A 23731-nucleotide genomic window follows, 5' to 3' on the forward strand; every position below is an offset into this window, starting at 1 on the left:
CAACGTTCTACTGACCCCGACGGGCGCGCCGAAAAGCTGTAACCAAGCGCTTGCTTGCGATAGTCGCCCGCGTCTAGAGTCGAACCGACGTTTGGAGACGGACACGATGACCGAGGTGACCCGGTCCGGCCCGCTGGCCGGAATCCGCGTGCTGGAGCTGGCGGGGCTCGCCCCCGGGCCGTTCGCCGGCATGATGCTCGCCGACCACGGGGCCGAGGTGCTCCGGATCGACCGCGTCGCGGCCGTGGACCGGGACAAGCCCAGCCGCAACGCCATGGACCGGGGCAAGCGGACCATCGGCCTGGACATCAAGTCGCCCGACGGCCGGGCCGCGCTGCTCACGATGGCCGCGACGGCCGACGTGCTGATCGAGCCGTTCCGCCCCGGCGTGGCCGAGCGCCTCGGCATCGGCCCCGCCGACCTGCGCGCGGTCAACCCCGGGCTGATCTACGGGCGGATGACCGGCTGGGGTCAGGACGGGCCGCTCGCCCCCACCGCCGGGCACGACATCGACTACATCGCGATCTCCGGCGTGCTCTCCCAGCTCGGCCGGGCCGGGGAGAAGCCCACTCCCCCGATCAACATCCTCGGCGACTTCGCCGGCGGCGGCCTCATGCTGGCGTACGGCGTCACGCTCGCGCTCGTCGAGCGCGCCAGGACCGGCCGGGGCCAGGTCGTGGACGCCGCCATGGTGGACGGCGCGGCCGTGCTGTTCAGCATGTTCTTCTCCGGCGCGATCGGCGGGGGCTGGGGGCCCCGGGGCACCAACCTGCTCGACACCGGCTCCCCCGTCTACGACACCTACGAGACCGCCGACGGCAGGTACGTCGCGGTGGGGGCGCTGGAGCCGCAGTTCTGGGCCGAGCTGGTCGCCCGGCTCGGGCTGACGGACCTGCCCGACAGGAACGACCGGGAGCAGTGGCCCGCGCTGCGCAAGCGCCTGGAGGAGACGTTCCGCACGAAGACCCGCGACGAGTGGGCCGAGATCTTCGACGGCTCGGACGCGTGCGTCTCCCCCGTGCTGGAGATGGCCGAGGCCCCCGCCCACCCGCACAACGCCGCCCGCCGCACCTTCCTCACGGTCGGCGGCGACGTGCAGCCGGGCCCCGCGCCGCGGCTGAGCGACGCCCCCGAGCCGGCCCCGGAGCCCGCGACCTGGCTGGAGGACCTCTCCCCGTGGGGGCTGTCCCGTGAGGAGGCCGCGCGGCTGCGCGAGGCGGGGGTGCTGGCGTGAACGTCTGGGAGGCCCTCTACACGACCCGGGCGATGCGGCGGGTCAGGCCCGACCCGATCCCGCTGGAGGTCCAGCGGCGGATCATGGACGCCGCCGTGCGCGCGCCCAGCGGCGGCAACGCCCAGAACTGGCGGTTCCTCCTGCTCGACGACCCGGACGTCAAGGCGGAGCTGGGGCCGCTGTACCGGGACGCGCTGCGGCGACTGTGGGAGGGCCACTACAGGTCCCTGGTCGAGCGGGCCGAGCGCGAGGGGGACGAGCAGACGATCAAGGTGATGCGGTCGGCGCAGCACCTGGCGGACAACTTCGAGGGGTACCCCCTGATGCTGTTCGCGTTCGCGCGGCACGACCCGAGCGGCGGATCGATCTTCCCGGCCGTGTGGAACGCCCAGCTCGCCGCCCGCGCCCAGGGCGTCGGCAGCGCGCTGACCAGCGTGATGGGCGTCTTCCACGGCGAGGAGGTCATGCGGATCCTGGGCGTGCCCGGGGACAAGGGGTGGATCCTCGCCTGCACGGTCACCTTCGGCTACCCGACCGGCCGCTGGGGCGTGGCCCCGCGCCGCCCCCCGCACGAGGTGACCTACCGCAACCGCTGGGGCGGCGATCCCGGCTTCGAGGTCCCCGAGCCCCTCTGGCGCCCTGGCGGGGACGGCTGAGATCGTGACGACCACGACCCCGACGAACCCACAGGGAGGCCCCGGAGTGAACGCGCAGGACACCTCGATGAAGGGCTACGGAGTACTCGTCACCGGCGGCGGCAGCGGCATCGGGCTGGGCGTCGCCCGCCGCCTGGCCGCGGCCGGGGCCGTGGTCACGATCTGCGGCCGCACGGAGGACCGGCTCAAGGCGGCCGTCGCGGAGATCGGCGACGGCGCGGGGTACGCCGTCGCCGACGTCGCCGACGAGGAGGCCGTGGCGGCGGCCGTACGGCTGGCACAGGAGCGCGCCGGGCGGCTGGACGGCGTGGTGGCCTGCGCGGGCGGGTCGAGCTGGCTCGGGCCGGTCACGCGGATGCCCGCGGACCACTGGCACTCGGTGATCGAGACGAACCTCACCGGCACCATGCACACGCTCAAGCACGCGGCGGCGATCATGGCGCGGCAGGGCTCCGGCTCGTTCGTCGGCATCTCCTCCATCGCCGGCGACATCACGCACCGCTGGTTCGGCCCGTACGGCGTGGCCAAGGCGGGCATCGACCACCTGTGCCGGCTGGCCGCCGACGAACTCGGCGCCAGCAACGTGCGGGTCAACTGCATCCGGCCCGGGCTGATCCGCACCGAGGCGGTGGCGATGGTGACCGAGGAGGACAACCCGGTCCGGCGGGACTACGCGGAGTGCACCCCGCTGCCCCGCCGCGGCGAGGTCGAGGACGTGGCGAACCTGGCGGCGTTCCTGATCGGCCCCGAGTCGACCTGGATCACCGGCCAGGTCATCAACGTGGACGGCGGGCAGTCGCTGCGGCGCGGCCCCGACATGTCCCCCTGGCTGGAGCCCGCGTACGGCGCGGACGGGCTCCGCGGAGCCGCCATGTAGAACCCATCCCTGGAGGTCACCCCCCATGCACGACCTCACCATCCGCAACGCGCGCGTCGTGGACGGCACCGGCGCCGCGCCGTACACCGCCGACGTCACCGTGGACGACGGCGTGATCACCTCCGTGGCCGCGAAGGGCGGCGGGCCGGCCCGCCGCACGGTGGACGCCGGCGGCCTGGTCCTCACGCCGGGGTTCGTGGACCTGCACACGCACTACGACGGGCAGGCCACCTGGGACCCGCTGCTGTCGCCGTCCTGCTGGCACGGCGTCACCACCGTGATCATGGGCAACTGCGGGGTCGGCTTCGCGCCCGCCCGCCCCGACCGGCGCGAGTGGCTGATCGGGCTCATGGAGGGCGTCGAGGACATCCCGGGCACCGCGCTCAGCGAGGGGATCCGGTGGGAGTGGGAGACCTTCCCGGAGTTCCTGGACGCCCTCGGCCGCCGTCCCCGCGCCCTGGACGTCGGCGCGCAGGTGCCGCACGGCGCGGTCCGCGCGTACGTCATGGGGGAGCGCGGGGCGCGCAACGAGCCGGCGGCGCCCGAGGACATCGCGGCGATGAAGAGGCTGGTCAAGGAGGGGCTGAGCGCGGGGGCGCTCGGCTTCTCCACCTCGCGCACGCTCGCCCACAGGGCCATCGACGGCGAGCCGGTGCCGGGCACGTTCGCGGCCGAGGACGAGTTGTTCGGCATCGGCGAGGCGCTGGCGGAGCTGGGCCGCGGCGTCTACGAGATCGCCCCGGCGGGCGCGGCCGGCGAGGACGTGAACGCGCCGGTGGCCGAGGTCGCCTGGATGCGGCGGCTGTCGGCGGCCATCGGCCGGCCGGTCTCGTTCGCGCTGCTCCAGGTGGACGCGGCGCCCGACCTGTGGCGGGGGCTGCTGGCCGAGTCCGCGGCGGCGGCCGCCGACGGCGCGGACCTGCACCCGCAGGTGGCCGGGCGGCCGTTCGGCATGCTGATCTCGCTGGAGTCGCTGCACGCCTTCGGCGACCACCCCGCCTACGCGGCGCTGTCCCTCCTGCCCCGCGAGGAGCGGGTGCGGCGCATGCGCGACCCCGCCGTGAAGGCGCGGATCCTGGCCGAGCGGCCGGAGGAGGAGGACCCGCTGGCGGCGATGTGCCGGGGCTTCACCGACCGGCTGTACGTCCTGGACGCCGAGCGCCCCGACTACGAGCCGCCCCCGGACGCCTCGGTGGCCGCGCGGGCCGCCAGGGAGGGGCGTGAGCCGCTGGACCTGCTGTACGACCTGCTCCTGGAGGACGACGGCCGGGCCGTGCTGCTGCTGCCGATCCTCAACTACGCGGCGGGGAACCTGGACGCGGTCCGCGAGATGCTGCTGCACCCCCGGGCGGTGCTGGGCCTGGGCGACGGCGGGGCGCACTGCGGGTTCATCTGCGACGCCTCGCTGCCGACCACGATGCTCTCCCACTGGGCCCGCGACCGCTCCCGCGGCGAGAGGCTGCCGCTGGAGCACGTCGTCAGGCTCATGACCCGGGACACCGCCCGGCTGTACGGCCTGCGCGACCGGGGCGTGATCGCGCCGGGGATGAAGGCCGACCTCAACCTCATCGACTTCGACGCCGTGGGCAACCGCAGGCCGGAGATGGTCCACGACCTTCCGGCGGGAGGGAGACGACTGGTGCAACGGGCCGAAGGATACGTCTCGACGTTCGTGAACGGCCGCGAGGTCTTCGCGCGCGGCGAGCACACCGGGGAACTGCCGGGCGGGCTCGTGCGGGGCGGCCGGTGAGCCCCGCGCGGACCGTCGACCTGCTCGACGGGGAGATGTACGCCGGCGACCCCGCCCCGGTCTACGCGTGGCTGCGCTCCGAGGCCCCCGTCTACCACGACGAGGCGAACAACCTGTGGGGGATCTCGCGGCACGCGGACATCTGCGCCATCGAGAAGAAGCCGCGGCTGTGGACCTCCACCCAGGGCTACCGCCCCCAGCTCCCCTCTGACCCGTCCATGATCGGCATGGACGACCCCGAGCACACGCGCCGCCGCCGCCTCGTCTACAAGCGCTTCACGCCACGGGCCGCCGCGCAGTACGAGCGGCGCATCCGCGCGATCGTGACCGAGGAGATCGACGCGGCGCTGGAGGCGGGCACGGTGGACGCCATCCCCGCGCTCGCCGCCCAGGTCCCCGCGCGGATGATCGGCTGGCTGCTGGGCTTCCCCGACGACCTGTGGCCCGAGCTCGTGCGCTGGTCGGAGACCACGATCGCGGCCGGGGGCGGCCTGCGGTACGTCACGCACGAGGCGACCGTGGCCGCCGGGGAGTACGCGATGAGCGTGCTGGAGCTCGCCAAGGAGCGGCGGCGCTGCCCCAAGGACGACCTGCTGTCGGTCTGGACCTCGACCGGGCCGGGCGAGCCGGTCTACGACGAGGAGCACCTGGCGCACGAGGCGCTGCTGCTGCTCGACGGCGGCGCCGAGACCACGCGGACGGTCATCGCGACCACGATCGACGCGCTGATCCGCCACCCGGACCAGTGGGCGCTCCTGCGCGAGGACCCCGGCCTCATCGGCGAGGCGGTCGAGGAGTTCGTGCGGTGGACCACGCCCATCCTCAACATGTGCCGCGCCGCCACCCAGGACACCGTGCTGCACGGCGTCCCCATCCCGGCCGGGGGCCAGGTCCTGCTGATGTACGGCTCAGCCAACCGCGACGAGACCGTCATCCCCGACCCGGACCGGTTCGACGTGCGCCGGCCCGCGGGCGGGCACATCGCCTTCGGCCTCGGCACGCACTTCTGCCTGGGCGCGTCCCTGGCCCGGCTGGAGCTGAAGGTCTTCTTCGAGGAGTTCGTCGCCCGCGTCGCCTCGGCGGAGTGGGCCGACGACCTGGGCCCGCGCATCATGCCCAACGCCTTCGTCCGGGGCGTCTCCTCCTTCCCGATCACCCTCACCCCCCGCTGAACCCCGACCCCCCGCCCCTCCCCCAGCGTCCCGCCGAACCCCGGGAGCCGCCATGGCCCGCTGCTTCAACCTCGCCGACGTGTTCGAGACCGTGGCCGACGCCGTACCGGATCGCCTGGCCCTCGTGGCCGGGGACGTCCGGCTGACCTACGCGGAGCTGGACGCGCGGGCGAACCGGGTGGCGCGCCACCTGCGGGACGCCGGGGTGGGGCCGGGAGCGCACGTGGGCGTGCTCGCGTGGAACCGGGCCGAGTGGCTGGAGACGATGATCGGCTGCCTCAAGGCGCGGGCGGCGCCGGTCAACGTCAACTACCGGTACGTCGCGGACGAGCTGGCGCAACTGCTCGGGGACTCGGACTGCGCGGCGCTGGTCGGCGAGCGCTCGCTGGTCGCGCGGGTGGAGCCGGTGCGGGAGAGGCTGCCCCTGCTCCGGCACGTCGTCGTCATCGAGGACGGCGGTCCCGGCCCGGACGGCGACGCCGCCTACGAGGACGCCCTCGCCGCCGCCTCCCCGGAGCGGATCCCGGGAGAACGCTCGCCCGACGATCCGTACATCCTCTACACCGGCGGCACGACCGGGCTGCCCAAGGGGGTGCTCTGGCGGGCGGAGGACATCTTCAGGTCCACGCTGTCCATGGTGTGCGGGCCGGTGGGCTCGGTGGAGGAGCTGGCCGCGGCGCGCGACCGGGAGCCGCTGCGGTTCCAGGTGCAGGCGCCGCTCATGCACGGGAACGGCCAGTGGGTCACCTGGAACGCGATGGCCGGCGGGAACACGGTGATCCTGTGGACCGGGCGGCGGTTCGACCCCGCGGGCGTGCTGGAGCTGGCCGCGCGGGAGCGCACGCAGATCCTGTCGCTCGTCGGCGACGGGATGGCGCACCCGCTGGCCGGCCACCTGGCCGAGAACCCGGGGGCGTACGACCTGTCGTCGCTGTTCTCGATCGGGTCCGGGGGCGCGCCGCTGTCGCCGTCCGTCCGGGACAAGCTGCGCGCCGTGCTGCCGGACCTGATCTTCGCGGACACGTTCGGCGGGTCGGAGACGGGGGCCGCGGGGCCGTCGGTGGAGGGCGCGGAGGGGCCGCCGCGGTTCCGGATGGGGCCGGAGTTCGCCGTGCTCGGGGACGACCTGCGGCCGGTCGCGCCGGGGTCGGGCGAGCGCGGGGTGCTCGCCAGGACCGGGCACATCCCGCTCCGCTACTACAAGGACGAGAAGAAGACCGCCGAGACGTTCGTCACCGGGCCGGACGGCAGGCGCTGGGCGCTGCAGGGCGACTGCGCCGAGGTGGACGCCGAGGGCCTGGTCGTGCTCCTCGGGCGGGGCTCCCTGGTGATCAACACCGGCGGGGAGAAGGTCTTCCCCGAGGAGGTCGAGTCGGTGATCAGGGCCCACCCCGCGGTGTACGACGCGATCGTGGTCGGCGTCCCCGACCCCCGCTTCGGCCAGCGCGTCACGGCCGTCGCCGTCCCCGAGCCCGGCGCCACGCTCACCCTGGACGACCTGACCGCCTTCTGCCGCGGCCGCCTCGCCGGCTACAAGATCCCCCGAGCCCTCGAACTCGCCCCCGAGATCCCCCGCACCCCCGTGGGCAAACCCGACTACCCCTGGGCCCGTTCCCTCTTCCCCTCCTGACCTCCCCTCCTGACTTCGCCTTCTGCGGTCGTCGCGGGTGGGGCGCGCGGTGGGGCGGGGTGGGTGGCGGTGTCACGGGGGTGGGGCGGTTGCACGTAGGCTGGTCCAACGTGCGATTTCTCAATGACATGCGGCCCGATCACGACCTGACCTACAGCGACGTGTTCATGGTGCCGTCGCGGTCCTCCGTGGGCTCGCGGCTCGATGTGGACCTGTCCACGGTGGACGGCAGCGGGACGACGATTCCGCTGGTGGTGGCCAACATGACGGCGGTGGCCGGGCGGCGGATGGCCGAGACCATCGCGCGGCGCGGCGGGATCGCGGTGATCCCCCAGGACATCCCGATCGACGTGGTGGCCGACGTGATCGGCTGGGTGAAGCGCCGGGACCTGGTGCACGACACGCCGCTCACGCTGACCGCGCACGACACGGTCGGCGACGCGCTGGCGCTGCTGCCCAAGCGCGCCCACGGCGCCGTGATCGTGGTGGACGAGGCCCAGCGGCCGGTCGGCGTGGTGACCGAGGCGGACTGCTCGGGGGTCGACCGGTTCACCCAGCTCGGCCAGGTCATGTCGAGCGAGCTGCTGACCCTGCCCGCGGGGGTCGACCCGCAGCGGGCGTTCGAGCGGCTGCACGACGGCCGGCACCGCCTCGCCCCCGTCGTGGACGAGGCCGGGGCGCTCGTCGGCATCCTCACGCGCACCGGCGCGCTGCGCGCCACCCTCTACACCCCGGCCGTGGACGCGGCGGGCAAGCTGCGCGTCGCCGCCGCCGTGGGCGTGAACGGCGACGTCGCCGCCAAGGCCGAGGCGCTGCTCGACGCGGGCGCCGACCTGCTGGTCGTGGACACCGCCCACGGCCACCAGGAGAAGATGATCTCCGCGCTGAAGGCCGTGCGCGCCCTCGACCCGGCCGTGCCGGTCGTGGCGGGCAACGTCGTCACCGCCGGCGGCACCCGGGACCTGATCGAGGCCGGGGCCGACATCGTCAAGGTCGGCGTGGGCCCGGGCGCGATGTGCACCACCCGCATGATGACCGGCGTGGGCCGGCCGCAGTTCTCGGCCGTGCTGGAGTGCGCCGCCGAGGCCCGCCGCCTCGGCCGCCACGTCTGGGCCGACGGCGGCGTGCGCCACCCGCGCGACGTCGCCCTCGCGCTGGCCGCCGGGGCCGGCAACGTCATGATCGGATCCTGGTTCGCCGGCACCTACGAGTCCCCCGGCGACATCCACACCGCCGCCGACGGCCGCCTCTACAAGGAGAACTACGGCATGGCCTCCGCGCGGGCCGTACGGCTGCGCACGGCGGAGGACTCGCCGTTCGACCGGGCCCGCAAGGCGCTGTTCGAGGAGGGCATCTCCACCTCGCGGATGTACCTCGACCCGCAGCGGCCGAGCGTGGAGGACCAGGTGGACGCGATCGTCGCCGGTCTGCGCTCGTCGTGCACGTACGTCGGCGCGCGGTCGCTGGAGGAGTTCCACGAACGCGCCGTCGTCGGCCTCCAGAGCACCTCGGGCTACGCCGAGGGCATGCCCCTGGCCACGAGCTGGTAGTGGACCTGCGGAAGGCCCAGGAGCTCTGGGACGCCGAGCCGGGCTGGCTCAACACGGCGAGTTACGGCCTCCCCCCGCGCCCGGCGTGGGAGGCCCTGCTGCGGGCCCAGTCGCAGTGGCGCCACGGCTCCACCGACTGGGCCCCGTGGGACGAGTCCACCGGGCGGAGCCGGGCGGCGTTCGCCCGGCTCACCGGGGCCGCGCCCGGGGACGTCGCGGTCGCCTCCACCACGTCGTACTTCATGGGCCTCGTGGCGGCGTCGCTGCCGCCCGGGGCCCGGGTGGTCGCGCCGGAGGTGGAGTTCACCTCGAACCTGTTCCCGTGGATGGCGTCCGCCGAGGTCTCCTGCGTGCCCCTGGACCGGCTCGCGGACTCGGTGGACGCCCGCACGTCCCTCGTGGCGTTCAGCCTGGTCCAGTCGGCCACCGGGGAGATCGCGCCGGTGGAGGACATCCTGGCGGCGGCGCGGGCGCACGGCGCGCTCGTCGCCGTGGACGCCACCCAGGCCGTCGGCTGGCTGCCGCTGGACGCCACCCGCTTCGACGTGGTCGCCTGCTCGGCGTACAAGTGGCTGATGGCCCCGCGCGGGGCGGCGTTCGCGGCGTTCTCGCCGAGGGCGCGCGAGCTGGTCCGGCCGCTGGCCGCCAACTGGTACGCCGGGGGCGGGGCCTACTACGGGCCGCCGCTGCGGCTGAACGGCGACGCGTCCGCGTTCGACCTCTCCCCCGCGTGGTTCAGCTTCGTCGGCGCCGCCCCGGCGATGGAACTGCTGCTGGAGATCGGGGTGGAGCGGATCCGCGACCACAACGTGGCCCTGGCGAACCGGTTCCTGGCCGGGCTCGGCCTGCCGCCGGGCGGCAGCGCGATCGTCTCGGTGGACGTGCCGGGCGCGGCGGACCGGCTCCGCGCGGCCGGGGTGCGCGCCGCCGTGCGGGCGGGGCGGGTGCGCGCCTCGTTCCACGTCTACTCCACCGAGGCGGACGTGGACCTCGCCCTCGCCGCCCTGACCGGCCCGGCCTGACGGGCAAGGGCCTGACGGGCAAGGGCCTGACGGGCAACGGCCCGACGGGCACCGTCAACCGGGGGCACGCGAGACGTTCCGGGGGTCTTCGGACGGATGGGGCCGATCCCCGCGAAGACCCCCGGGAACGGCGCGAAGGTGAGGAGTGGTGACTGGCGGGTAGGGCTCTGCCACCGAAAGCGACCCTTGTGGAGGCGGAGAATGACTGATCCGCGTGCCGCCGCCGCGCCCGTTGCGGCGGACCGGCGGCTTCTCGTCAGCTACGGAGACTACATATCGGCCCAGCGCGCGGTGGACGCCCTGTCCGACGCCCGCTTCCCGGTCGAGCACGTCACCATCGTCGGCTGCGACCTGCGCCTGGAGGAGCGCGTCACCGGGCGGGTGACCACGTTGCGGGCCACGCTCGCGGGCCTGGTCGGCGGTGTGATCGTCGGCATCTTCATCGGCCTGTTCCTGGGCCTGTTCACCACCTCGACGTACGGCGTGCTCGCCCTCGTCTTCTGGGGCCTGCTGTGGGGCGCGATCATCGGCGCGCTGTTCGGCTTCAGCGGCCACGCGTTCCTCGGCGGCAGCCGCGACTTCGACTCGCGCAGCGCCCTGGTCGCGGGCCGGTACGACGTGCTGGTCGCCGCCTCCCACCTGGAGCAGGCCCGGGCGCTCCTCCAGCGCGGCGGCGGTGGCGGGGTCCCGCCCACCCCGCCGGGAGCCCCCAGCGCCGCCGAGTCCGCCGGCCGGGCCGCCGCCGCGAACCCGCCCCGGACGCCCGAGGAGGCCCCCGGCCGCCCGGCCGAGGACTCCGCGCTCGGCGCCCGGAGCGCCCAGGCCCCCTCGGCGGACCCGAGGCGCCCCGAGTCCTGACCACGTCCCGGCCGGGTCCCGCCCGCCCGGGCTCACGCCGTACGGCTCACGCGGACCGCCCGCGTGGGCCGTACGGCGCGCGGGGCCGGGGAGACGAGTCGGATATACCTCGGGGAAGGTGTGGATCTCCGCGCATCCATGCGTTGTGATGGATGCATGCGGCGTCTGTTGCTCCCCGGATGGCTCTGCGCGCTCGCCGTCGCGATCTCCGCCTGCCAGCTCGCCTCGCAGACCGAACCCGACCGCGTCCCGCGCAACGAGGGCGCCAACGCCTCGGTCGGCGCGATGGCGGTGCAGAACATGTTCGTCCTGCTGTCCGCGGAGGACTCGACGGGGGCGGCCACCACGATCCCCAGCCCCGGCCCGCCGGTGGCCACCACGCCCGGGCCGACGACCGGGCCCGAGACCACGGTGACGCCGGCGCACACCCCCGGGCCGACCCCGGCGGGCAGCCCCACGTCGGCCCCGTCCCGGGTCCCCGGGGCGACCCCGCCCCCGGCCGAGGACCCCCGGGCCACCCCGTCCCCGGACGTGAGCCCGCTCCGGTCGCCGCTCCTGGTCCACTTCGCGCTGATCAACTCCGGGGACCGGCCGGACCGGCTGGTCGAGCTGACCGCGCCCGGCGGCGAGGCCACGCTCCACCTGCCCGGCTCCGCCGTGGACGTCCCGCCCAGGTCCCACGTCGGCGGGCCGGTCCCGCTCGCCGTCCTGACGCCCAGGGGAGAGCTGGAGTCCGGCGACTCGATCCGGATGCGGCTGCGCTTCCGCGACGCGGGCGTCGTCGAGCTGAACGTCCCCGTCAAGGCGCGCGGCGGCTGGTACGCCACGCTCCCCCAGAGCCCGCCCGCCTCCCCCTCGGGCCCGGTCACCCACCCGCCCTCGGCCCCCACGCCCACCCCCTCCTGACCCCTCCCCGGCAGGCCCGGCCCGGCTTCTGCGACCCTTTCCGGCCTTTCCGGCCTTCCATCTCGATTCCCGCGTCCCGGTGCGAACGGAACCGCGCCGGGGCGCGTCTGATCATCCGTACGCGTGATTCGGTTGAGGGAGGCGATGACCGGTGGACGGGACCCGGACGAACGGCGGGACCGCCGAGGAGCGGCATCTGGACTGGGAAGGCTGCTTCAACGTCCGCGACCTGGGCGGGATCCCCGCCGCGGGCGGGCGGCGGATCCGGCGCGGCGCCCTGGTGCGGTCGGACAACCCCGACCTGCTGACGCCCGCCGGCTGGGACGCGCTGCTGGCGCACGGCGTCCGCACCATCGTGGACCTGCGCAACGACGACGAGCGCGCCCGCGACGCCTCCCCCCGGCCGCCCGGCGTGACGACGGTGCACGTTCCGCTCGACGACGTCGAGGACACCGAGCTGTGGAAGCGCTTCTGGGACGAGGAGCTCGACGGGACTCCGCTGTACTACCGGCCCTTCCTCGACCACAAGGCCGAGCGCTGCGTGTGGGCCGTCTCCGCCGTGGCCGGGGCCCGCCCCGGCGGCGTCCTCGTCCACTGCGGGATCGGCCGGGACCGCACCGGCCTGGTCACCATGCTCCTGCTGGCCCTGTGCGGCGTGGCCCCGGCGGACATCGCCGCCGACTACGAGCTCAGCGCCACCCGCCTCCCCCCGCTCTTCGCCGCCCTGGGCCGCCCCGACGACGCCCCGCTCATCCGCGACATCCTCACCCGCAAGCGGACCAGCACCGCCGAGGCCCTCCTGTCCACCCTCGCGGAGGTGGACGTCCCCGCCCGGCTGCGCGACGCCGGCCTGCCCGACGCGGACGTGGCGGCCCTCCGGGCCCGGCTGCTCACGCCCTGACGCCTCGTCCCGGCCCCGGCACGCCGCCGTACGGCGGTGGCGCTCCGGGGCCTGACGGCGCACGATGGAGACCACCGGCTGCGGAAGGAGCGCGAGATGCCCAGACGGCGCGGGCTCGGCGACGAGCTGCTCCGGGACCTCCTCGGCGTCCTGCTGCCCAAGGAGGGCGAACCCGGCCCCCTGCTCCTGGCCCGGGAGCGCGAGGACCGGGCCCCGGACTGCCTGCCGCTCGGGAGGGCCCGGCGCAGGGCCGTGCTCGACGACGCGCGGGACCGTCCCTTCGACTGCCTCGGCCGGTGGTGACCGCGGCCGTCAGGTCCGGACGCGCCGCCAGCCCCCGGCCGCGTGCGCCCCGCCGTCCACGTGGATCGTCGTGCCGGTGACGAACCTGGACAGGTCGCTCGCCAGGTACGCGATGGCGGCGGCCGCGTCCTCCGGCACGCCCAGGCGGCCCAGCGGCGGGACGCGCGCCGGGTCGTAGGCGGGGGACGCCGCGAGCATCGCCTCGCGGACGGACTCCTCCCCCTCGGTCGGGATGGCGTCGGGGGCCACCGCGTTGACGCGGACGCCGCGCGGCGCGAGTTCGAGGGCGAGGGTGCGGGTCAGGTTCTCCAGCGCGGCCTTCATCGCGGCGTAGATCGCGAAGCCGGGGGCCGCCTGGTGCGCCTCGATCGAGGTGACGTTCACGATCGAGGCGCCCTGGGGCATCCTCGGGAGCAGGAGCCTGGTCATCGCCGTGACCTGCGTGAAGTTCTCGGCGATCAGAGCGGCCTCGGCGCGCGGGGACAGGGCGGCGAAGTCCGCGGGGAAGGTCCCGCCCGCGTTGTTCACCAGGACGTCCACCCGGCCGAGGCGGGCGGCGAAGGCCCGTGCCGCGTCGTCGTCGCGCACGTCGAGGACGGCGGTGATCGCCCCCTCCGGGGCCCCGCCCAGGGGGTCCCGGTCGCAGAGCGCGAGGCGGGCCCCCAGCCGGGCGCACAGCGCGGCGGTCGCGGCGCCGATGCCCCGCGCCGCGCCGGTGACCACGACGAGCCGGTCCGCCAGCGACAGCGACCCCGGCCCCAGCGGTTCACGCTCCGCGACGGCCACGCGATCACCTCCAGGGGCGCCCCACCCGCCGGCCGGGCGCGTCCCAACGGAGGATAGATCATCCGGGGCCGTCTCCCCCCGGCCGATTCCGCGGACCGCCACGCGCCACCCCGCCGGAGGCGCGATCACCGGCCGGAACCGGTAACGGTTTCGCCGGTAGTGCTCCCCTGGCGTCATTCCGCGCCGCCGCACCCCGTAGAGTCAGGCGAGCGGCAGCATCCCGCTGCCGCCTGCGATGAGGAGTTTGCACGTGGCGCTGGAGAAGCCGGAGATCGACTTCCCGGAGGGGGCACCGCCCGCCGACCTGGAGATCGTTGACATCACCGTGGGGTCGGGCGAGGAGGCCACACCGGGGCACCCGGTCACGGTTCACTACGTCGGGGTCGCCTTCTCCACGGGCGAGGAGTTCGACGCCTCCTGGAACCGTGGCGAGCCTTTCACGTTCCCGCTGGGCGCGGGTCGCGTGATCCAGGGCTGGGACCTCGGCGTGGCGGGCATGAAGGTCGGCGGCCGCCGCCGGCTCACGATCCCGCCGCACCTGGGCTACGGCAACCGCGGTGCCGGCCGGGCCATCAAGCCGGGCGAGACGCTGATCTTCGTGGTGGACCTCCTCGGGGTCGGCTGATCCCTGGAGGCCCCGCCGCACGGCGGGCCGTCCCACTCCCGCGCGGGGCCCCGCCCCGCCAGGAGGACGATCGAGTGCTGAGAGACGCTCGCGAGAACGCCCTTTCCGGGCGTGCCCTCGCGCGCGCCTCGCAGCACTCGATCTTTTTTGCGCGGCCTGCGCCCCCTCCTCTGTGTACGGCCGTCGCCCGACGCCCGTACGGCTCCGCCGCCCGTACGGCCCGGGCGGCGGAGACGGCCCGGGCGGCGCGGACGGACCGGGCGGCGCGGACGGACCGGGCGGCGCGGACGGACCGGGCGGCGGGTACCGCCCGGCCTGCGCGCGTACGGCGGGCGTCCGGCTCGCGCCGCGTCCGGTGAGGCACCGCCCTCCGGAGACCGGCTCGGGCGGCGCCGGCGGGGCCGTCGCCGCCGGCCCGCGGACGGACCGGGCGCGTGAGCCGTACCGGGTGATCCGGCCCCGGTGGAACGCGGGGGCCGGGCCGGGGGATATGTCGGGGGCGGGGGGTACGTTGGTCGCGTGTTGCTGGTTGAGGTGGCGCGGACCTCGGAGGCGGTGGCCGGGGACTCCGGGCGGTTGAGCAAGGTCGCGCACCTGGCGGAGGCGCTGGGGCGGGCGGAGCCCGGCGAGGTGGCGGTCGCGATCGCCTACCTCTCGGGAGAGCTGCCGCAGCGGCAGATCGGCGTGGGCTGGCGCGGTCTGCGCGAGCTGCCGCCGCCCGCCGCCGTGCCGAGTCTCACGCTCGCCCACGTGGACGAGGTGTTCGACCGGATCAAGGCGCAGAGCGGCACCGGGTCCCAGGCCGCGCGCCGGGGGCTGGTGAACGGCCTGTTCGCCGCCGCGACCGAGCCCGAGCAGCGGTTCCTCGTGCGGCTGCTGACCGGGGAGCTGCGGCAGGGCGCGCTCGACGGCGTGATGACCGACGCGATCGCCAGGGCCGCCGGGGTTCCCGCGGCCGAGGTGCGCCGCGCGCTGATGCTGCGCGGGTCGCTGCCCGCCGTCGGCGCGACCGCGCTCGCCGAGGGGGCCGAGGGGCTGCGCGGGTTCCGCCTGGAGGTGGGGCGCCCGCTCCAGCCGATGCTGGCGCAGAGCGCGGACACGGTGGCCGCCGCGCTGGAGAAGACCGGCGTCCCCGCGGCCGTGGAGTGGAAGCTCGACGGGGTCCGCGTCCAGGTGCACCGCGCCGGGAGCGAGGTCACCGTCTTCACGCGCACCCTCGACGAGATCACCTCCCGGGTTCCCGAGCTGGTCGAGGCCGTGCTCGCGCTCCCCGTCACCACGGCGGTGCTCGACGGCGAGGTGATCGCGCTGCGCCCCGACGGGCGGCCCGAGCCGTTCCAGGTCACCGCGAGCCGCGTGGGCAGCCGCACCGACGTCGCCCGGCTGCGGGAGGCGACCCCGCTGAGCGTGTTCTTCTTCGACGCGCTGCACCTCGACGGCCAGGACCTCCTCGACCTGCCCTACACCGCCCGCCAGGACGCCCTGGCCAAGGCCGTGCCGTCCGGCCTGCTCACGCCGCGCGTGACCACGTCCGACGCCGGGGAGGTGGAGGAGTTCTTCGCCGCGGCGGTCGCCAGGGGCCACGAGGGCGTGCTGGTCAAGTCCCCTGACGCCGTCTACGCCGCCGGCCGCAGGGGCGCGGGCTGGGTCAAGGTGAAGCCGCGGCACACCCTCGACCTGGTCGTGCTCGCGGCCGAGTGGGGCAACGGCCGCCGCCGCGGCTGGCTGTCCAACCTCCACCTGGGCGCGCTCGACCCCGAGACCGGCGGCTACGTCATGCTCGGCAAGACCTTCAAGGGCATGACGGACAAGCTGCTGGCCTGGCAGACCGAGCGGCTGCTGGAGCTGGCCACCGGCCCCGCGGACCAGTACGTCGTCCCGGTCCGGCCCGAGCTGGTCGTGGAGATCGCCTTCGACGGGGTCCAGCGGAGCCCCCGCTACCCCGGCGGCATGGCGCTCCGCTTCGCCCGCGTCGTCCGCTACCGGCCCGACAAACGCCCCCAGGACGCCGACACCGTCCAGACCGTCCGCGACATCGCCGGCTTCTGACCCCGTCCCGGGCGCCGGCCGCCGTCCGCGCCCCGGGCGTACGGCGGGGCGGGCCGGCCACGCCGCGCGACGCCGGGGGGCCGGCCACGCCCCGCGACGCCGGGGCGGGCGCGAGGCCGTACACCCTCTGCCCCTGTGCGGCCCTGCCGCCGAGGTGTGCGGCGTGCGCGCCGCGCGGCCGTACGGGACGGGTCAGCGGGCCAGGCGGAACTGGCTCTCCCGGACGGTGACCTCGTAGGGGTTGGGGTTGACGATCTGGAAGCGGATCATGCGGTCGGCGGGGATCCGGTCGATGGTGTGCAGGCCCGTGTGGAGGGTGGCGCCGTGGCCGACGCGCTCCTCGCCGTGGAGCTCCTCGATGAAGCCGCCGGCGGTGTCGTGGCGGCTGAAGCGGAGCCGGACGCGGTCGCCGCGCCGCAGGCCGTCGAGGGTGACGCGGGCCCAGATGCTGTAGTCGCCGGGGGTCTTGGGGCGGATCGAGGAGCCGTTCGCGGAGTGCATGCCGTCGGGGTCGAGGTGCTCGACGCGGTACTCGACGGACTCGGTGGCGCCGGCGGCGACCGGCTGGAGCTCGGACGAGGGGGTGCCCAGCACGCACAGGCGCCTGACCGGGTCCGGGTCGGGCGGCGAGACCGGCGCGACCGGCATCCCGCGGCGGACCCAGGAGTACAGGGCGTCGCCGGGGCAGTCGGTGCTGAAGTGGTCGCGGTGCCCGTTGACGCGGCGGCGCGCGCCGCGCTCCCAGAAGTACTCGACGGTGGCGCGGATGCCGTGCAGCAGCTCGTCGGTCAGGGTGTCGCCGGGGCCGACGAGCGCGCAGACGGCGTACCAGGAGTCGTTCGCCGGGGTGGTGCCGTTGGCGGCGGTCCGGTGGTTCAGCCACCGGCCCTCGTAGGTGTGGCCGTGCCGGCAGACGCAGGCGCTGTAGGCGATGTCCGCCCAGCCCCGGCCGTCGATGTGGAAGCGCTGGATGCCGCGCACGAGGTCGTCGCAGCGGGAATGCGGATAGTCGCCGAGCCGGGTGCCCTCGTAGTGGACGGTCACGCCGCCGCGGGACGGGTCGATGTCGCGGGAGGCGGGGGTCTGCGTCGGGTTCGCACCCCATTGAACTCTCTTGACCAGCCGGATGTCCGCCATGCGTAACCTCCTCTCCGGTATCACAGGTGGTCGAGGCTAGAGCACTTTCCCCAAGTTTTCGGCAAATCACAAAGATCAGCGGCGTAGTCTCGGTCGGGACCGGTGATCAAATCCATCACTCAGAGTGATAAATCACACAGAACACCGCTTGGAGTTGCCTTTACCAGCGGTTGATGTCCTAGTTTCTAGGACGTTCCGCGCACTTGCCGGATTTGTCCGGTATTGATCGCGCGAGCCGGACGTTCGACAGGTCCGGCGGTCCCTGTCCCCGATCCAAAGGAAGACCCTTGGGCCGGCATGAAACGAAAACGTCCTCCACTCGTCTCCGGAAGCGCGCCCTCTCGGCACGCGCCCTGATCGCCATCGGCGCCGCCGGCGTCGTGGCCGCGGGCACCGCGACCGGAATCGCCCTCGCCTCACCCGGCGAGAACCCGCCGCCCTCCGCGCACGCGGACGCCGGCGCCACGAGTGCCCCGACTCCCGCCGCCTCCCCCTCCGCGAGCCCCGCCGCGACCCCCTCGGCGACTCCCGCCGCGACCGCGGGCCCGGCCGCCGCCCCGAGCGCCACGCCCACCGCGGCGCCCTCGCCCTCGGCCACCGCCGAGCCGAAGACCGAGCCCAAGGCCGCTCCGAAGCCCAAGGCCGTCGTCAAGCCCAAGAAGAAGAAGACCACGCGCGTGCTGTCCAGCGGCTCGTGCCAGGCGTCCTTCTACTGGGAGGGCCAGATGACGGCGAACGGCGAGCGGTTCAATCCGAGCGCGCTCACCGCCGCGCACAAGACGCTGCCGTTCAACTCCCGCGTCCGGGTCACCAACCCGAGCAACGGCAAGTCCGTCGTGGTCCGCATCAACGACCGGGGTCCCTTCATCTCCGGCCGCTGCCTCGACCTCTCCCGCGCCGCCTTCACCAAGATCGGCGACCCGGGGGCCGGCGTGATGCCCGTCAAGTACGAGGTCCTCGCCCGCTCCTGACCCGCCGAGCCCGCCCGTCGCGCCCATCCGGTACGGCGGGCCGCCCGCGGCGCGCCCGCCCCGCCGGATCCCGTTCCCAGGGACCCGGCGGGGCGGCGTCACGCGGGAGGGGGCGGGGTGTGGCGGCTGCGCGCCACCGCCGGCGGGATTCCGAGGGCGGCCCCGATCTCGGCCCAGCTCCGGGCGTCCCGGCGGGCCCGGTTCACGTAATGCGCCAGCAGCCCGCCGCCCCAGGGCCGCACGCGCGACTCGATCTCGCGGGCGACCGTCAGGCGCTCGGCCCAGTCGCGCCCGGCGCAGTGCCTCTCCACCTCGGCGATCAGGTCGTCCAGCGCGCCCATGCGATCAAGCCTCCGGCGGGGTCCCGCCCCCGTCAACCGGCACGGGCGACCCCCGGTCGCGCTCCGCCGGCATCCCCTTCACCGCACGGGTGACCGGCGGCCGCGCCTCCGCCGGCCTCCCCGGCCCCTCGTCCCGGGGCCGCCCCGCGCGGGACGTTCAGGCGGCCTGCGCGGCCCGGCGGGTCACTTCACCATGCGGAACGTGAGCGGGTAGCGGAAGTTGCCCTCGCCCAGGGCGGCCAGGCCACCCACCACCGTGAGGACGAACCAGGCGGCCCAGATCAGGGGCACGAGCAGCGCGCCGACCACGGTGAGCAGCAGCACGATCGAGCTCAGCAGGACGGTGAGCTGGAAGTTGAGGGCCTCGATCGCGTGGTGGCGGACGTAGAGGGACTGCCTGCCCATGGTCGCCAGCATGATGAGCGGGCCCACGGGGAGCAGGAACAGGCCGAGGCCGTGGGCCGCCGCCGCGCCGAGCCGGTCGGCGCCGTCGCGGGGCAGCGGGCGCGGCCCGGACGGGTGCGGCCGGAAACGCGGCTGCTGCGGCACCGCCGGGAGCAGGTCGTGCAGGAGCGGCGCGAGGTCGGCGTGCGTCTTGGCGTTCATGGCCAGGTCCACGCGCTCGTCGAACTCGTCCTTGTCCAGGCGGCCCTGGGCGAACGCCGCCTGCAGGTGATCGACCACCTGATCACGATGGGCGTGCGTCACCCGCAGGTGAGCCTGCTCCGGCGGCACCGGCCCGTGCCAGGGGCGGGGCTCGTTGCCCGAGGGCTGGTGGGGGTTCGCTGTCGTCACCATAACCACCATATTTGTCGGACGGGGGAAACGCGGCCATCCGGATTTCCCCTGAGCCGACCCTGAACTCCGGCCCGCACCCCTGATCTTCTCACTCGCGGGGAACCAACCCCGCTCAAACGGTGCGTCAAGGATGTATACAGGGAGCATGGGATGGCGGGATAGGTACGGCCTCAGGCGATGGCGCGGCCAGAAGATCGCGAAATTCGACCGCGAGGCCAACAACGCCGACATCGAGGCGCTGATCGAGTTCGCGCGCTCGCGCCGGGGCGTCGAGTTCTACGTGGAACCCGAGACATTCGCCACCGACACGACCGCGGTGGCCGTGGCGCACGACGGCGAGTGGACGCGCCGCCGCGTGGGGGCTCCCGCCGTGATCCACAAGGTGGCCCGCGACCTGGCCCTCCCCGTCTACGACGTCCAGCTCACCGGCTACCCCGCCCGCATGCGCGCCTACAACGAACGCCGCCGCGCCCAGGGCCAGGGCCAGAGCCTGTAACCCCACACTCCTCCCCGGCCCCGAAACCACCCGCGCACACCCGCGCCCCGGCCCGCCCCGCCGGCGCCGGCCTTCGCCGCGCGCCCACTCGACCAGGGCACGCGGGGCGGGACTGACGGCCGGACCGGCAGGCGTCATCCCGTGCCTCCGGAATGGACGCGCGGCCATGCCCGGATGAGCCCCCTGTTCTTCCCTCCCTTCACGATCATTCGCACGAGGAGCACGTGCCTCCCTCGCCGGCGGCACGGGGCCCGGCGGAGTCCCACAGCCAGGCCGGATCCCATCCGCGCACGGTCGCCAGGGGCCGACGCGCAGGGGCGGGGCGGAGCCGGCAGGTCAGGGCGGCGCCAGAGGGCCAGGGCCACAGGCCGCCTGACGCACGCCGGAACGCGGCCGCCTCCAGTCGCCGACGCGCACGGCACCCGAGCGCGCCTGCGACGCCCTCGCTCCGCCTCCCCGGGGAGTCCCGGGCGCGTCTCAGAGCCCTTCTGAACACCCCCGGAGGCCGCCCGCGCACGCCCTCGACTCGTGGCACCGACCGCCCAGGCCCATCGGCCCCTGCGCATGCCCATCTCACGGCACCCGCGAACACCCGAACACCCTCGGGTCGCGGCCCGGCCGCTCAGCGGCGCCCCCTGCGGATATCCACCTCCTCGCGTCCCGGGGACGTCTTGGCGGCTCTTCTGGACACCCCAGGGGCCGCCTCACGAACATCCGCGACTCGTGGCACCGACCGCCCAGGCCGTCCGCCCCTGTGAAGGTGCGTCTCCTCGCGTCCCGGCGGTGTTCCGGAAGCCCTCAGAACGCCGGGAGCCACCCCCGGACATCAGCGGGTCGCCGCCCCACCCCCAGGTTCGTCCGCGCCTGCGGATACCCCTCCCCGGCGTTCCCGGACGCGTCCCCGGGAGCTCCCTGCACGCCCGGAGGACGCCCGCGGACACCAGCGGGTCGCCGCTCTGGCCGCTCCGGGCCGTCCGGCCTTCGGGTGCGCGTCTTTCGGCGTTCGGGCGTGCGGGGTCGGGCGGCGGTGGGGGTGGGCGGCGTGGGCCGTGCCGGGGCCGGGGGCCGCCTCGCCGGGTCAGCCGGCGAGGCGGGGGGCTTCGGGGGGTGGCAGGAGGGAGAGGAGGGGGGTCAGCCACGTGGGGTGGGGAGAGCCCATGGTGGCGTTGAGGGCGGTCGTGGTCATGGGGGCGGTCACCACGGCCGGGGGAAGGCAGGCCTGGAGGCCGTGCATGAGGAGGCGGGCCAGCATGTAGCGGGGGTTGATGCTCAGGGCCCGGTCCACCGCCGTGGCGGCCAGGGTGCAGGCTCCCCGTTGCCAGGAGGCGATGGCCAGGAGGGACGCGGCCGGGGGCACGAAGGGGGCCTCCAGGCGGTGGGTGAGGTCGGACCAGAGGGTGGCGTGGGTGGCGTGCTCGGCCGCGTCGGTCAGGAGCCAGGCCTCGTCGCGGACGCGCATGACCGCCAGGTGCAGGCCCAGGCGGGCGGCCTCGTCGTCGGCGAGCCTGTCCCCGGCCTCGGCCCTGGCGATCGCGTCGCGCACGGCCGCCAGCCCCTCCGCCACGAACGCCGCCGTGAAGTCCGCCGGATCGGCCGCCTCCGCCAGCGCGGTCCGGAACGCGGCGATCTCGCGGGCGGTGGCCTCGCGCATGGACGCGCGGGTCAGCCCCTCGGCGGGGGCCACCGTGCGGGCCAGCGCCGCGCGGTCCGGGAGGGCGACCAGGCCCGCGACCGTGGCCTGCGCGGCGACGCGGCTGGACGCGACGTCGTAGGCGCTGCCCTCGGGCGGGCAGCAGGAGGCCGACCGGCACATGTAGGACCAGTAGCGGCCGTCCTGCGCGCGCAGCGCCTCCCTGACGCCGACCCCGGCCTCGCCGAGGCGGCGGATGACCGTGTGCGTCGCGGGGGTGACCAGCGCCTCCGGGCCGTATCCGGCGAGGATGACGTGCTCGACGCCCTCGCGCTCCAGCACCGGGAGCAGGCGGCGGTCCCACCCGTCCTGGAGCGGCAGGTCGGTCCGCACGGTCAGGACCAGCCGCCGCCCGGGGCCGCAGCCGTCCATCGCGACGAGCACCAGGCTCTCCTCCGGGTGGAACCCCACCAGGTAGGGGATCGCCGCCAGCACGTCGGCCGGCGACCCCAGCACCATCCGCTCCCCGAACACCGGCTCCCCGCCCTCGCCCGGATCCGCGTCCGAGACCTCGGCACCGGGAACGCCCGCGGAACCACGAACCGCCCCAGGACCACGAACCGCCCCAGGACCACGAACCGCCCCAGGACCACGAACCGCGGCAGGACCGGAACCGGCCCCCGGACCGGAATCGGCGCCAGGCGCGGGAGGCGGAGGCGGAGGCGGCTCGGGACCCCCGACCGGCCCCGGAGGCTTCGGATCCCCGGCCGCGCCGGGGCCGAGCGGGAGCGCGGGAGGCGGCGTGACTCCCGGGCCCCCGATCGGGCCGGGAGGCCGCGGATCCCCGGCCGCGCCGGGGCCGGGCGGAGGAGCGGGAGCCTCCATGGGCTCATGGACGGCGTCGCCGGGCTCCCGCGGAGCGGCGGGCGCGGACGGCGTGGCGAGGGGGTCGGGAAGGCCGGGCGCACCGGCGGTCTCGTGACTCATGCCACGAGAGCCTGCCCCACCGAGACGGTCCCCCGAGGCGGTTGCCGCCCGCCTGTGGACGGAGCGTTTCGCCCCGCTTCGTCCTGTGGAAAACCCGCCCTCAGGACCGTCTACGCCGTCGGGGCCGCAAGGTCCGTCGTCCGGGCCCGGGTCAGCATGGCCGCGCCCGCGACCGCCCCCGGCATGGCGATCACGGCCGCCAGCGGGATCAGGAACACCAGGAACACCAGCGTGCCGAAGCCGAGCGTGGCGGACAGGTTCCGGCGCAGGAGCGCGAACCGCTCACGCCGCCGCAGGCCCCGCCGTACCAGCGGGAGCGAGGTCAGCTCCACCGCCAGGAAGAACCCGGACACCAGCGCGCCCAGCACGGGCGTGACGGTCTGCCCGACGACCGGCACGAACCCCAGCACGAACAGCGGGATCGTGAACAGCACCACGTAGACCAGGGTGACCAGGCTGTCCCGCGCCGACCGCGCGATCTCCCGCCAGAGCGGCACGTCGGGAGCCCGCGGCGCTCCGCCGAGCGAGTCCTCCACCCGCTCGGACAGCTTCTCGTAGAACGGGTCCCCGATGAGCAGCGTCACGGCCGTGAACGTGAAGACCGACAGCACCAGCCCCGCCGCGAACACCAGCACCCCGACGACGGCGCGGAACCCGTCCCTGACCCCCGCGCTCCACCCGTCGGCGAACGGCGTGACCAGCTCGGCCAGGTCCCCCGCGTAGATCCCCAGGAGCACCAGCGCCGCGCCGTACAGCACGAAGGCGATCAACGCCGGGATCAGCCCGAACAGCCACTGGCGCGGCCGCGCCGCGACCCATCCGAGCCCGCGCAGGAAACAGCCCGCGCCCTCCACGAACCCGCCGAGGCCCCGCTTCCGGCCCACCGCCTTCACCATGCGCGAAAGCCTAGACGCCCGGCCCCGCCCGTGCCGTCCGGCGGCACCCCGTTTCACCCTGATCCGTCCCTGATCTTCCGCGGGTGATCGCGCTCGGGAACACGCTTGATCGCGCTCGGGAACACGCTGTGCCCGTTGACGCCCCCATGGGCTACC

General features: G+C 75.1%; 22 protein-coding genes. 16 read left to right on the top strand and 6 right to left on the bottom strand.

Features of this window, described 5'->3' with window-relative positions; genetic code table 11:
* Positions 1–106: 106 nt before the first annotated feature.
* From D5H75_RS08510 to D5H75_RS08565, 12 genes are all read left to right on the top strand, one after another.
* A complete protein-coding gene (locus tag D5H75_RS08510; protein ID WP_119925758.1) occupies positions 107–1234 on the top strand; it encodes a CaiB/BaiF CoA transferase family protein in 1128 nt (375 codons plus the stop codon).
* A complete protein-coding gene (locus tag D5H75_RS08515) occupies positions 1231–1890 on the top strand; it encodes a nitroreductase family protein (protein WP_119925759.1) in 660 nt (219 codons plus the stop codon). The genes D5H75_RS08510 and D5H75_RS08515 overlap by 4 nt, the downstream gene beginning before the upstream one ends.
* Before the next feature lie 46 nt (positions 1891–1936).
* Positions 1937–2767, top strand: a complete 831-nt coding sequence (locus D5H75_RS08520) for an SDR family oxidoreductase (RefSeq protein ID WP_242454067.1) — start codon at positions 1937–1939, stop codon at positions 2765–2767.
* A gap of 25 nt (positions 2768–2792) precedes the next feature.
* Positions 2793–4517: an N-acyl-D-amino-acid deacylase family protein gene (locus D5H75_RS08525; RefSeq protein WP_119925760.1), complete on the top strand. Its 1725-nt coding sequence runs from the start codon at positions 2793–2795 to the stop codon at positions 4515–4517.
* On the top strand, positions 4514–5689 hold the full coding sequence (locus D5H75_RS08530; protein WP_119925761.1) for a cytochrome P450: 1176 nt from the start codon (positions 4514–4516) through the stop codon (positions 5687–5689). The genes D5H75_RS08525 and D5H75_RS08530 overlap by 4 nt, the downstream gene beginning before the upstream one ends.
* Before the next feature lie 52 nt (positions 5690–5741).
* Positions 5742–7319, top strand: coding sequence for an acyl-CoA synthetase (locus D5H75_RS08535; RefSeq protein ID WP_119925762.1), 1578 nt, complete (start codon positions 5742–5744; stop codon positions 7317–7319).
* 110 nt (positions 7320–7429) lie between these two features.
* Complete coding sequence (locus tag D5H75_RS08540) at positions 7430–8869, top strand: GuaB1 family IMP dehydrogenase-related protein (RefSeq protein WP_119925763.1); 1440 nt, start codon at positions 7430–7432, stop codon at positions 8867–8869.
* On the top strand, positions 8869–9891 hold the full coding sequence (locus D5H75_RS08545; protein WP_119925764.1) for an aminotransferase class V-fold PLP-dependent enzyme: 1023 nt from the start codon (positions 8869–8871) through the stop codon (positions 9889–9891). The genes D5H75_RS08540 and D5H75_RS08545 overlap by 1 nt, the downstream gene beginning before the upstream one ends.
* A gap of 201 nt (positions 9892–10092) precedes the next feature.
* Positions 10093–10749, top strand: a complete 657-nt coding sequence (locus tag D5H75_RS08550; RefSeq protein WP_147425091.1) for a YflT domain-containing protein — start codon at positions 10093–10095, stop codon at positions 10747–10749.
* Between the two features lie 156 nt (positions 10750–10905).
* Positions 10906–11655, top strand: coding sequence for a hypothetical protein (locus D5H75_RS08555; RefSeq protein WP_119925766.1), 750 nt, complete (start codon positions 10906–10908; stop codon positions 11653–11655).
* 151 nt (positions 11656–11806) lie between these two features.
* Entirely contained in the window at positions 11807–12556 is a 750-nt protein-coding gene (locus D5H75_RS08560) for a tyrosine-protein phosphatase (protein ID WP_119925767.1), read from the top strand.
* A gap of 96 nt (positions 12557–12652) precedes the next feature.
* Complete coding sequence (locus D5H75_RS08565; protein ID WP_147425092.1) at positions 12653–12859, top strand: hypothetical protein; 207 nt, start codon at positions 12653–12655, stop codon at positions 12857–12859.
* A gap of 9 nt (positions 12860–12868) precedes the next feature.
* Here D5H75_RS08565 and D5H75_RS08570 read toward each other — a convergent pair whose 3' ends face one another.
* Positions 12869–13645: an SDR family NAD(P)-dependent oxidoreductase gene (locus tag D5H75_RS08570; RefSeq protein ID WP_242454068.1), complete on the bottom strand. Its 777-nt coding sequence runs from the start codon at positions 13643–13645 to the stop codon at positions 12869–12871.
* Between the two features lie 250 nt (positions 13646–13895).
* Between D5H75_RS08570 and D5H75_RS08575 the strand changes: the two genes are divergently transcribed.
* The gene (locus D5H75_RS08575) at positions 13896–14270 is read left to right on the top strand and encodes an FKBP-type peptidyl-prolyl cis-trans isomerase (protein ID WP_119925769.1); all 375 of its coding nucleotides are present in this window, start codon (positions 13896–13898) and stop codon (positions 14268–14270) included.
* A 519-nt stretch (positions 14271–14789) separates the two neighbouring features.
* Complete coding sequence (locus D5H75_RS08585; RefSeq protein WP_119925771.1) at positions 14790–16319, top strand: ATP-dependent DNA ligase; 1530 nt, start codon at positions 14790–14792, stop codon at positions 16317–16319.
* A gap of 192 nt (positions 16320–16511) precedes the next feature.
* Here D5H75_RS08585 and D5H75_RS08590 read toward each other — a convergent pair whose 3' ends face one another.
* Positions 16512–17456, bottom strand: a complete 945-nt coding sequence (locus tag D5H75_RS08590) for a peptidoglycan recognition protein family protein (protein WP_119925772.1) — start codon at positions 17454–17456, stop codon at positions 16512–16514.
* Between the two features lie 287 nt (positions 17457–17743).
* Here D5H75_RS08590 and D5H75_RS44005 point away from each other — a divergent pair, with 287 nt between their 5' ends.
* Positions 17744–18427, top strand: coding sequence for a septal ring lytic transglycosylase RlpA family protein (locus D5H75_RS44005; RefSeq protein WP_277949922.1), 684 nt, complete (start codon positions 17744–17746; stop codon positions 18425–18427).
* A 98-nt stretch (positions 18428–18525) separates the two neighbouring features.
* Here the strand turns inward: D5H75_RS44005 and D5H75_RS08600 are convergent, their stop codons facing one another.
* On the bottom strand, positions 18526–18768 hold the full coding sequence (locus tag D5H75_RS08600; protein WP_119925773.1) for a hypothetical protein: 243 nt from the start codon (positions 18766–18768) through the stop codon (positions 18526–18528).
* Between the two features lie 183 nt (positions 18769–18951).
* Positions 18952–19563: a DUF1707 and DUF4870 domain-containing protein gene (locus D5H75_RS08605; protein WP_242454069.1), complete on the bottom strand. Its 612-nt coding sequence runs from the start codon at positions 19561–19563 to the stop codon at positions 18952–18954.
* Between the two features lie 148 nt (positions 19564–19711).
* On the opposite strand from D5H75_RS08605, the gene D5H75_RS08610 reads away from it, so the two are divergent.
* A complete protein-coding gene (locus D5H75_RS08610; RefSeq protein WP_119925775.1) occupies positions 19712–20062 on the top strand; it encodes a hypothetical protein in 351 nt (116 codons plus the stop codon).
* A gap of 1078 nt (positions 20063–21140) precedes the next feature.
* Here the strand turns inward: D5H75_RS08610 and D5H75_RS08615 are convergent.
* Together D5H75_RS08615 and D5H75_RS08625 are read right to left on the bottom strand one after the other, a co-directional pair.
* A complete protein-coding gene (locus D5H75_RS08615; RefSeq protein WP_202637933.1) occupies positions 21141–22226 on the bottom strand; it encodes a DUF4192 domain-containing protein in 1086 nt (361 codons plus the stop codon).
* A gap of 563 nt (positions 22227–22789) precedes the next feature.
* Positions 22790–23575, bottom strand: a complete 786-nt coding sequence (locus D5H75_RS08625) for an EI24 domain-containing protein (RefSeq protein ID WP_119925776.1) — start codon at positions 23573–23575, stop codon at positions 22790–22792.
* Between the last annotated feature and the right edge of the window lie 156 nt (positions 23576–23731).

The sequence above is a fragment of the Bailinhaonella thermotolerans genome, assembly GCF_003594875.1.
Taxonomy (GTDB): domain Bacteria; phylum Actinomycetota; class Actinomycetes; order Streptosporangiales; family Streptosporangiaceae; genus Bailinhaonella; species Bailinhaonella thermotolerans.

What these genes read in the sequence shown, in the direction of transcription:
- D5H75_RS08510 (WP_119925758.1), top strand. Translation starts at nt 107, where the DNA reads ATGACCGAGGTGACCCGGTCCGGCCCGCTGGCCGGAATCCGCGTGCTG.
- D5H75_RS08525 (WP_119925760.1), top strand. Translation starts at nt 2,793, where the DNA reads ATGCACGACCTCACCATCCGCAACGCGCGCGTCGTGGACGGCACCGGC.
- D5H75_RS08535 (WP_119925762.1), top strand. Translation starts at nt 5,742, where the DNA reads ATGGCCCGCTGCTTCAACCTCGCCGACGTGTTCGAGACCGTGGCCGAC.
- D5H75_RS08550 (WP_147425091.1), top strand. Translation starts at nt 10,093, where the DNA reads ATGACTGATCCGCGTGCCGCCGCCGCGCCCGTTGCGGCGGACCGGCGG.
- D5H75_RS08555 (WP_119925766.1), top strand. Translation starts at nt 10,906, where the DNA reads ATGCGGCGTCTGTTGCTCCCCGGATGGCTCTGCGCGCTCGCCGTCGCG.
- D5H75_RS08565 (WP_147425092.1), top strand. Translation starts at nt 12,653, where the DNA reads ATGCCCAGACGGCGCGGGCTCGGCGACGAGCTGCTCCGGGACCTCCTC.
- D5H75_RS08590 (WP_119925772.1), bottom strand. Translation starts at nt 17,456, where the DNA reads ATGGCGGACATCCGGCTGGTCAAGAGAGTTCAATGGGGTGCGAACCCG.
- D5H75_RS08600 (WP_119925773.1), bottom strand. Translation starts at nt 18,768, where the DNA reads ATGGGCGCGCTGGACGACCTGATCGCCGAGGTGGAGAGGCACTGCGCC.
- D5H75_RS08610 (WP_119925775.1), top strand. Translation starts at nt 19,712, where the DNA reads ATGGGATGGCGGGATAGGTACGGCCTCAGGCGATGGCGCGGCCAGAAG.
- D5H75_RS08625 (WP_119925776.1), bottom strand. Translation starts at nt 23,575, where the DNA reads ATGGTGAAGGCGGTGGGCCGGAAGCGGGGCCTCGGCGGGTTCGTGGAG.